Origin of the sequence: Sulfurihydrogenibium sp. (assembly GCF_028276765.1) — a bacterium.
Taxonomy (GTDB): Bacteria; Aquificota; Aquificia; order Aquificales; family Hydrogenothermaceae; genus Sulfurihydrogenibium.
Genome location: NZ_JAPYVU010000056.1, coordinates 1 through 9,548, shown reverse-complemented (window position 1 = coordinate 9,548; position 9,548 = coordinate 1). Strand labels below are relative to the sequence as shown.

The 9,548-nt window shown below is 33.8% G+C and carries 7 protein-coding genes; 6 read left to right on the top strand and 1 reads right to left on the bottom strand.

Going from position 1 to position 9,548, the window contains the following annotated elements:
* Nucleotides 1–282: 282 nt before the first annotated feature.
* Nucleotides 283–1,461: a formate-dependent phosphoribosylglycinamide formyltransferase gene (gene purT / locus Q0929_RS07995; protein WP_299239558.1), complete on the bottom strand. Its 1,179-nt coding sequence runs from the start codon at nucleotides 1,459–1,461 to the stop codon at nucleotides 283–285.
* A 58-nt stretch (nucleotides 1,462–1,519) separates the two neighbouring features.
* Between purT and Q0929_RS07990 the strand changes: the two genes are divergently transcribed.
* The 6 genes from Q0929_RS07990 to Q0929_RS07965 all read left to right on the top strand — a co-directional run.
* Nucleotides 1,520–2,725, top strand: a complete 1,206-nt coding sequence (locus tag Q0929_RS07990; protein ID WP_299239556.1) for an ABC transporter permease — start codon at nucleotides 1,520–1,522, stop codon at nucleotides 2,723–2,725.
* A complete protein-coding gene (locus Q0929_RS07985) occupies nucleotides 2,718–3,389 on the top strand; it encodes an ABC transporter ATP-binding protein (protein WP_299229885.1) in 672 nt (223 codons plus the stop codon). Before Q0929_RS07990 ends, Q0929_RS07985 begins: the two co-directional genes overlap by 8 nt.
* 45 nt (nucleotides 3,390–3,434) lie before the next feature.
* A complete protein-coding gene (locus Q0929_RS07980; RefSeq protein ID WP_299239554.1) occupies nucleotides 3,435–5,879 on the top strand; it encodes an ATP-dependent Clp protease ATP-binding subunit in 2,445 nt (814 codons plus the stop codon).
* A 5-nt stretch (nucleotides 5,880–5,884) separates the two neighbouring features.
* On the top strand, nucleotides 5,885–8,245 hold the full coding sequence (bamA, locus tag Q0929_RS07975) for an outer membrane protein assembly factor BamA (protein ID WP_299239552.1): 2,361 nt from the start codon (nucleotides 5,885–5,887) through the stop codon (nucleotides 8,243–8,245).
* A gap of 424 nt (nucleotides 8,246–8,669) precedes the next feature.
* The gene (locus Q0929_RS07970) at nucleotides 8,670–9,167 is read left to right on the top strand and encodes an OmpH family outer membrane protein (RefSeq protein WP_299239550.1); all 498 of its coding nucleotides are present in this window, start codon (nucleotides 8,670–8,672) and stop codon (nucleotides 9,165–9,167) included.
* A gap of 11 nt (nucleotides 9,168–9,178) precedes the next feature.
* Nucleotides 9,179–9,548: Rpn family recombination-promoting nuclease/putative transposase (locus Q0929_RS07965; protein ID WP_299239548.1), on the top strand; the 370-nt coding region annotated here is incomplete at its 3' end.

The following is a 9,548-nucleotide window of genomic DNA, read 5'->3' as shown; positions in this document are numbered from 1 at the left end:
TTCAATCTTATAAGTAGATGGAGAAAGGTTAAGACTTTTGTTGCTTATCTATATGCATATGCTATTGGTTATAGCTTTTTTAGAAAAAGTAAACTATGGAGGTAATTTCTCACCCGACGTATTTTTTCAATATTTATTTTATACTAAAAAAGTTTTTTTGCAAGAATTTATAGAGAGTGTTCCAAAATTCCCGTGAGCTTACCTTTCCGTGTCATTCTGAGGAAACGAGATTCTTAGCCAGCTACAGAATAACAGCGTGAATTTTTGCAAGCAACCTCCTCACTATAAAATTACCTTCATACTTTCAGCTGCAAGTTTTGCTTTTTTCCTCGCCTCTTCTATATTTTCTCCTACTGCTAAAGCAACACCCATTCTTCTTTTTGGTCTTGTGGTTGGTTTTCCAAAAATTCTAACTTTAGTTCCTGGAATACTTAAAGCCTCTTCAAGCCCTTTGTACTTTGGAGCTACACCATAATCAGATGCATGGAAACAGTAAGAAGCTCCTGGAGATAGAAGTTTTATATCCATCGGCAGTCCAAGTATGGCTCTTAAATGAATCTCAAACTCTGACATATTTTGAGTTATCATGGTCACCATTCCGGTATCGTGTGGTCTTGGTGATATTTCGTTAAACCAAACCTCATCTCCTTTTACGAACATCTCGCATCCAAAAATTCCATAACCACCAAGCTCATCTGTTATCTTTTTTGCAATCTCTTTTGCTTTGTTTAAAGCTGTTTGGCTCATTGGATGTGGTTGCCAACTTTCCCAGTAATCTCCATCAACTTGTATGTGTCCTATTGGCTCGCAGAATAATGTTCCTTGATTTTTTGTCCTGACAGTTAAAAGAGTTATTTCATAATCAAAATTGATAAATTCTTCAATGATTACTTCACCACTTTTTCCTCTTGCATTTTCTTGCGCATAATACCATGCCCTGTCAATCTCATCCAAGCTTCTAACAATTGATTGCCCTTTCCCAGATGAACTCATGATAGGTTTAACTACACACGGTAGTCCAATCTCTCTTACTTTTTGTCTGTATGTTTCTATATCTGACGCAAAAGCGTATTTAGAAGTTTTTAAGCCTACTTTTTCAGCAGCAAGCCTTCTTATGCTTATTCTGTTCATTGTATGTTTTACTGCATTAGCACAAGGAACTATATTAAATCCTTCTTTTTCTAATTCTACCAAAGCATCTGTATCTATTGCTTCAATCTCTGGAACGATAAAATCCGGTTTTTCTCTGTATGCTATATCTTTTATCAAATCACCATTTTTCATATCAATAACATAGTATCTATGGGCTATTTGTTGAGCTGGTGCGTTTTGATAACTATCTACAGCTATAACTTCTATACCAAGTCTCATAGCTTCAATGACAAACTCTTTTCCAAGCTCACCGCTTCCAAGAAGTAAAATTTTTGTAGCATTCGAAGATAAAGGAGTACCTATAATCATGACTTTCTCCTATGCTATAATTTTTCGATATAAAAATATTTTAACACTAAGGAGCTGTATGCCGCTTTATCTGAAGATAGCACTAAGATATTTGTTTTCTACAAAATCTAAGCTATCATCTTTTATGTCTATTGTTTCTATAATCGGAATAACTCTTGGAGTTGCTGCTTTAATCATAACTATGGCTGTGATGGGTGGTTTTATGTATGGAATAAAGTCTAAACTTCTTGAGACTGCACCACATATTATGATAGTAAAAGCCGACGGTAAATTCCAAGAGTACCAAGAAGTAGTACAAAAAATAAAAGATGTTGAAGGTGTTATTGATTATGAACCTTTTGTTTATTCTCAAGCTATAGCCGGAAAATCTTCCAATCTAATTCCTGTATATGTAAGAGGCGTAATTCCGGAAAAAGATAAGAATTTTATGGCTCTTGATAAAAAAATAATTTCCGGTAGGTACGATTTAACAGATGATAATATCATTCTCGGAAAAGATGTTGCTCTTGCTTTGAACGTTTGGGTTGGAGATAGTATAAATATCATGTCTCCGGTTGGAAGAAAAACGCCCATTGGCTTTTTACCAAAGCTTAAAGAGTTTAAGGTGGCAGGAATCGTTGAATTTGGTATTTATGAATATGACTCAACGTTTGTATGTATGAGTTTAGAAAATGCTCAAAGCTTTTTTGATTTAAACGATGCGATAACAGGCATTCAGCTGAAAATTAAAGACCCATTTAATCCAAGCATAGTAAAAGAAAAATTAGAAAAAAGATTAGATTTTCCTTACATTGTCAGGTCATGGACTGATATGAATAAAAGCTTATTCCAAGCTCTACAGCTTGAAAAGTTTGCAATGTTTCTTGTGATAGCTTTGATTGTAGTTGTTGCATCTTTTAACATTTCAAGCTTAATAGCAACAAAAAGCAGAGAAAAAAGAAAAGAAATTGCGATCCTAAAAACCATTGGAGCAGACAGCAATTTTATAAAAAAGATATTTATTTTACAAGGCTTGATAATAGGATTTATTGGAACAACTTTGGGTCTTATCATTGGTTTATCCGTAGTATACATAGGTGATACATTCCATTTAGTAAAACTAAATCCTGAGGTTTATTTAATAAATTATCTTCCAATGAAAATTTCAATTTTAGAAGTCTTTATAATTGCTTTATCTTCTATGCTTATATGCTTTTTATCTTCTTTATTTCCGGCTATTTCTGCATCTAAGGAAGTGCCTGCTGAGGTTTTAAGATATGATTAAGGCAGAAAATATTAAAAAGATTTATCAGACAAACGGCGATAGGGTTTTAGCTTTAAGAGGTATTTCTCTAAACATAGAAAAAGGTTTAATGGTTGCAGTAATGGGACCATCCGGGTCAGGAAAAAGTACGCTGCTGCACATACTTGGTGGTATAGATTATCCAACAGAGGGAAAAGTTGAGATTGATAGTGTAGATATTACAAATCTAAAAGATAGACAGCTTGCAGAATTTAGAAATAAAAACATTGGCTTTGTTTTTCAGTTTCATTATTTACTTCCGGAGTTTACTACTTTAGAAAATGTCTCTTTGCCGGCTTTTTTAGCAGGAGATAAAAATGCTGAAAGTAAAGCGGTAGACATACTGACAAAACTAAATCTAAAAGATAGAATAAATCATAAACCTTCTCAGCTTTCAGGTGGAGAACAGCAGAGAGTGGCTATTGCAAGAGCTATAATCAACAATCCAAAGGTTTTGATAGCAGATGAGCCAACAGGCAATCTTGATTCTCAAAATGCTAAGAATGTTATAATGTTAATCAAAGAGCTAAATGAGAGTCTTGATATGACTGTTATCATCGCAACCCATGATGTTGAAATAGCAAAATATTGCAACTATATTTACCATATAAAAGATGGTATGATTGAAAGAATTGAAAAAATATAAATTTGCATAAATTTAAAAGGCATTAATAAAAACGAGGTAAAAGCGATGTTTGAAAAATTTACAGAAAAGGCAAGAAAAGTAATATTAACAGCAAGGGAGCATGCGTTAAAATACAAAAATAATTACTTAGGAAGTGAGCATCTTCTCTTAGGTTTGATTGATGAAGATGATATTGTAGTTTTAGTATTATCTAAATTTGGTCTTTCTCCAGAAAAAGTAAAGAAAACTTTACTTTCTCAAATTCCAAGAGGTACACATACAGGAGAGATACTATTTTCTCCAGACGCTAAAAGAATATTAGAGTATGCAGTAGAAGAAGCAAGAATTTTACACCATCCATTTGTTGGTCCAGAACATTTGTTAATCGGGGTTGTTAGAGAAAAGTCCGGGCTTGGTGGAAGGGTGTTAAGAGGCTTTGGAATTGATGAGTATTCGGTAAGAAGAGAAATATTGTCAGTTTTAGGCGAAATACCACCACAAGAGCAGGTAAAACAAATACCTACGCCAAACTTAGATAGATACGGAAGAGACCTTACTGCACTTGCAAAAGAAGGAAAGCTTGACCCAGTAATTGGTAGAGATAGAGAAATAGAGAGAGTTATTCAAATACTTTCAAGAAGAAGAAAAAACAATCCTGTTTTGATAGGTGAACCTGGGGTTGGAAAAACCGCAATCGTAGAAGGGTTAGCACAAAGGATAGTAAGCAAAAAAGCACCGGAAATACTGTGGAACAAAAGAATAGTAGCTTTAGATTTAGCATCCTTAGTAGCAGGCACAAAATACAGAGGACAGTTTGAAGAAAGATTAAAAACAATTTTAAAAGAGTTGGAAAAAACACCTAACATTATACTGTTTATAGATGAGCTTCACACAATGGTTGGGGCAGGTTCGGCCGAAGGTTCTCTTGATGCTTCCAACATGTTAAAACCAGCGTTGGCAAGAGGTGAGGTTCAAGTAATAGGTGCTACAACTTTAGATGAATACAGAAAGTATATAGAAAAAGACGGAGCATTAGAAAGAAGATTCCAGCCGGTCATTGTAGACCCACCAACTCCAGAAAATACAATATTGATATTAGAAGGTTTAAAGCATAAGTTTGAAGAATTTCACAATGTTGAATACACAAAAGAAGCAATAGAAAAAGCTGTTGAGTATTCTGTTAAATACATACCTGACAGATACTTGCCAGACAAAGCTATAGACTTATTGGATGAAGCAGGAGCGTTAGTAAGATTAAGAGAGCTTGAATTGCCACAAGACCTTAAACAATTGGAAGAAGAAATAAAAAAGATAGAAGAGGAAAAGACAAAAGCTATAAAAGAAGAAGATTTTGATAAAGCATCAAAGCTAAGAGATGAAGAGGTTAAATTAAGAGCCAAGTTTGAGACACTTAAACTTAAATGGAAAGAAGAGCAAAAAGAAAACAAACCTAAGGTTAATGTTAGAGATATTGCAGAAGTTATAGCAAGATGGACAGGTATTCCTGTAGCAAGACTAACGGAAACTGATAAAGAAAAACTCCTACATATAGAAGAAGAGTTGCACAAGAGAGTTGTTGGACAAGATGAAGCAATTACGGCTATAGCAAAAGCTATAAGAAGAAACAGCGTTGGCTTAAAAGGTAGACATAGACCTATCGGAGTATTCTTATTCTTAGGACCAACGGGTGTTGGGAAAACAGAAACCGCAAAAGCCTTAGCTGAATACTTGTTTGGTAGAGAAGATGCTTTAATAAGATTTGACATGAGTGAATATATGGAAAAACATACAGTATCAAGACTTATCGGTGCACCTCCGGGGTACGTAGGTTATGAAGAAGGAGGCCAGCTTACTGAAGCGGTAAGAAGAAAACCATATTCTGTCATTCTTTTCGATGAGATAGAAAAAGCTCATCCAGATGTATTTAATATATTCCTACAGATATTTGACGATGGAAGACTAACAGACTCTCTTGGTAGAGTGGTTGATTTTAGCAACACTATCATTATTATGACATCTAACCTTGGTGCAAGAATGATTTTAGAAAGCGGTAAAATGGGATTTGAAACAAAATCTTCAATGCTAGACTATAAAGACTTAAAGAAAAACGTTTTAGAACAAGTTAAGAAAGTGTTTAACCCAGAGTTTATAAACAGACTTGATGAAATCATAGTATTTAAACCATTAGACAAATCTGTAATTCAAGGTATAATAGATAAGCAAATTAAAGAAATAAACGAAAGGTTAAAAGAATGGGAAATAGAAGTGAAACTCTCTCCAGAGTTTGTAGAGTACTTAATAGAGAAGGAATTCAAACCGGAGTATGGAGCAAGAAGTATCAAAAGAGCCTTACAATCACAAGTGGAAGACTTATTAGCAGAGGAGATTTTAGCAGGAAAACTACACCCTGGCTCAGTAGTAGAAGTTGGCATGAAGGATGGCAAAGTAGTTTTAAATCCTATAAAACAAAAGAAAAAATCCAAAAGGAAAAAAGAACTTCAAACAGCATAAAAAAAGTGGTGGCGCTTTCAGCTGCCGCCTTACTCGCATTATCTTACCTCTCAAACGCAGCTGAGCAAGAAACAATAACCCCACAGATCAAAACACCTTCCTTACAAGAAGAAGCATCCAAGGTTTATAAAATAGAAAAAATAGAAATTAAAGGTCTAAAATTTTTCAATGAAGAGATAATTAAGCCTTTAATTCCATTTGGAAAGGGGGCTATAGTCACACGGGATAAAATAGAAAGCACAATAAGAGACCTTTATAAGCTTGGATACTTTCAAAATGTTGAAGCATATACAAGATACACCGAAAACGGAATAGATATAACCTTTGTTTTCACAGAATTACCTGTTGTTCAAAGAATTGATTTTGAAGGAAATAAGGCAGTTTCAAAAGATGATTTGATTAAAGAGCTTGGTCTTGATTTAACAGAAAAATTAGAATCTGGCAGACCTTTACCCTTTTCAACTTTAGGACCAGAGCTACAAGAAAAGCTTTCATCAATAAAAAAAGGTCTTGGTAGAGTTTTATCTAACGATGAAATAGGGCAGATGATAAAAAAGATTGAAAAACTTTATGAAAAAAAAGGTTATTACAGTCCAAAGATATCTTACTACTACAAGGGAAATACTTTAGTTTTTAAAATAGAAGAAGGAACTAAGGCTTACGTTGAAAAAATAAATATAGTAGGAAATAAAAATGTCAAAACAAAAGAAATTCTTTCTGTCATGGAAACATCCGAAAGAAGTATATTAAAACTTAAATTACATCCAGCTTTAATAAAAGAGACCCTTTATGAGGATATAGACAGAATAAAAGACTTATACATTAGTAAAGGGTTTTTAGATGTGCAGATATCAGAGCCTGAAATTACATTAGTAGATGGAAAAAAATACGTCATCACAATAAAGATAGATGAAGGAGAAAGATATAAAGTAGGGTCTGTTAAGGTTGAAAACAATGACTTATTCACCACCAAGGAGCTGTTAGACCTACCGGATAGAAAGAGCATTAAACCCGGCGAGTATTTCAATTCTGAGAAAGTTGAGTTTATCAAGAAGCATATTTTAGATAATTATAACGACCTTGGCTATATATTTGCTAACGTCGAAGTAAATAAAATTGTAGATAAAGAGAAAAAGCAAGTTGATATAGTTTTTAACATAAACAAAGGAAATATTTATTATGTTGATAAAATCAAAATCTCCGGTAACTATGAATCAAGAGACTCTACGATCAGACGGGAACTTAGATTGGCACCAGGAGATGTATTTAAAAAAGATAAGCTTTTAAGGTCTCAAGCAAGATTGTACAGACTTGGTTATTACGATATGATTGATTTTGACCCACAGGTAAAGTCTGATAATGAAATGGATTTAGAGACAAAAGTAAATGAGAGATTTACAGGTCAGATGTCTATAGGTGCAGGATACAGCCAACAAACAAGCCTATCATTCTTTGCATCAATCAGAAAAGGAAACTTCTTAGGTACTGGCGATACTTTAGGACTATCGTTAACAGTTGGCTCAAAGTACAGAAATAACTCTCTAAACTATCTACATAGATGGGCATTTTACAAGCCGCTGGACCTTGGACTAAATTTATATGATTCTTATGTAGACTATACAACCTTTATCTCTACAAAAAAAGGTTTTTCTCCAACCTTATCTTATGAATTTAAAGAATTTTGGAGGACAGGCGTTGGTTTAACCTTAGAAAAAGGTGAGTATAAAGATGTTTTAGATACTGCATCAACATACATTAAAAAGCAAGCTGGAAAGTATGATTTATACTCAACCTACTGGTTTATAAACAGAAACTCAATAGACAATCCTATTCTTCCAACAAGAGGAAGTGATGTAACATTGACGCTTTCTGCCGGTACTGGAACGAGAGATTTTTATAAAGCAGTTTTTAGTGCTTCAAAAATTATTCCAGATAAGATTTTCTATACAGACTTTTTATTCTCTGTCAAAGGTACATTTGGATTTGTAGAAAAGATATCTAAAACAATACCCCTTGACCAGCTTTTCTTTGTAGGTGGCGACTTTACAATTAGAGGTTTTGAATGGGGTAGAGCCGGTCCACTAGATGAAAACAAAGACCCAGCCGGAGCAAAAAGAGAGATTATTTTAAACTATCAGTTAGCACATCCAATTGTAGAAAGATTTTTATGGGGATATGTATTTTTAGACCAAGGTAAAGGTTATGACAAAGGTAATCCATTTTCTAACATGTATTACTCCACAGGTGTGGGCTTAAAAATCATTACTCCATTTGCACCAATAGAGCTTTATTATGGTAAAGTTTTAAATCCACCATCCGGTATAAGCAGCTCAAGATTTGGATTTATTTTAGGAACATTCTTTTAATGAAGAAAAAGTATTTTAAAATTATTTGCAAGCTTACCTTTGACTACCATCCTGAGGACGCAAGTCCGAAGGATCTCTTCATTAAAAGGTGAGAAAGTGAATAAGAGAGGCAAGAAAGGACGGAGATTCTTCGCCAGCTGCAGAATGACAGAGTAGGAGGCATAAAAACATGGGATTCTTCACGTAGCTGCAGAATGACGGTCAAAAGATTAATTAATTTTTAGACTTGGTCAAAATTTGGTATACTAATAAGGAAAGGGTGTTTCAAAATTTTGTAAATTTACCTTATCCTTGTCATCCTGAGGCCGAAGGCCGAAGGATCTCTTTTTTGATTTTTTGACTTGAAAAGAAAGGAAGAGATTCTTAGCCGGCTGCAGAATGACAGTGTGGATTATTGGAACAGTCTCACTAATAAGGAGGAGATATGATTAAAAAATTTTTAGCAGTTTTAACTTTATTATTTTTAGCTTTTGGATACTCAAATGCAACAAATGTTGCCTATGTTGATATGGAAACAGTGATGAATCAGTCTGCAAAAGGAAAAAAGTATAAAGCAGAGTTGGATGCAAAGTTAAAATACTATCAAAATAAAGCAAAAGAACTACAAAACAAAATTGCATCTTTACAAAGTCAGCTAAATTCTTCAGCTTTAAACCAAAAAGCTAAAGAAGATAAGATGAAGGAACTTAGAGAAACAGCAAGACAGCTTCAAAATCTTGAAATACAGGCAAATGAAGAGCTTGCAAAGATGAAAGCAGAAGCAGAAAAGAAAATGGTAAGCGACATAAAAGCAATAGCGCAAAAAATAGCAAAAGATAAAAATCTTGATTTAATTCTTTACGGCGGCTTAATCAGCGGTGTACTCTATGCAGATAAAAAATTAGACATTACAGACGAAGTACTTAAAGAGTATAACAAGTAAATTAATTAGCCATGAATGACTTACAACCTCACGACCAATTTTTTAAACAGATATTTTCTGAGCCAAAGAGAGTTAAGAGCCTGCTTGATATATTTTATCCAGAGCTATCTAAAAAGATAGACTTAGAAAGTATAAGATTATTAAACAGCGAAAAATACTCACAGAAGATTGGAAAATCACTTCTTGACCTTTTGTATGAATGCAAAATAGAAAACGAAAAAAGCTTTTTAAGAATCATCTTTGAACACAAATCTTACATAGATAAAAACCTACCAAGCCAGCTTTTATACTATAATGGCGTATTATGGGAAGAAACGGGAGAGTATGAAGAATATCCACCAATAATTAACATTGTCTTGTACCATGGTAAAAGAAAATGGA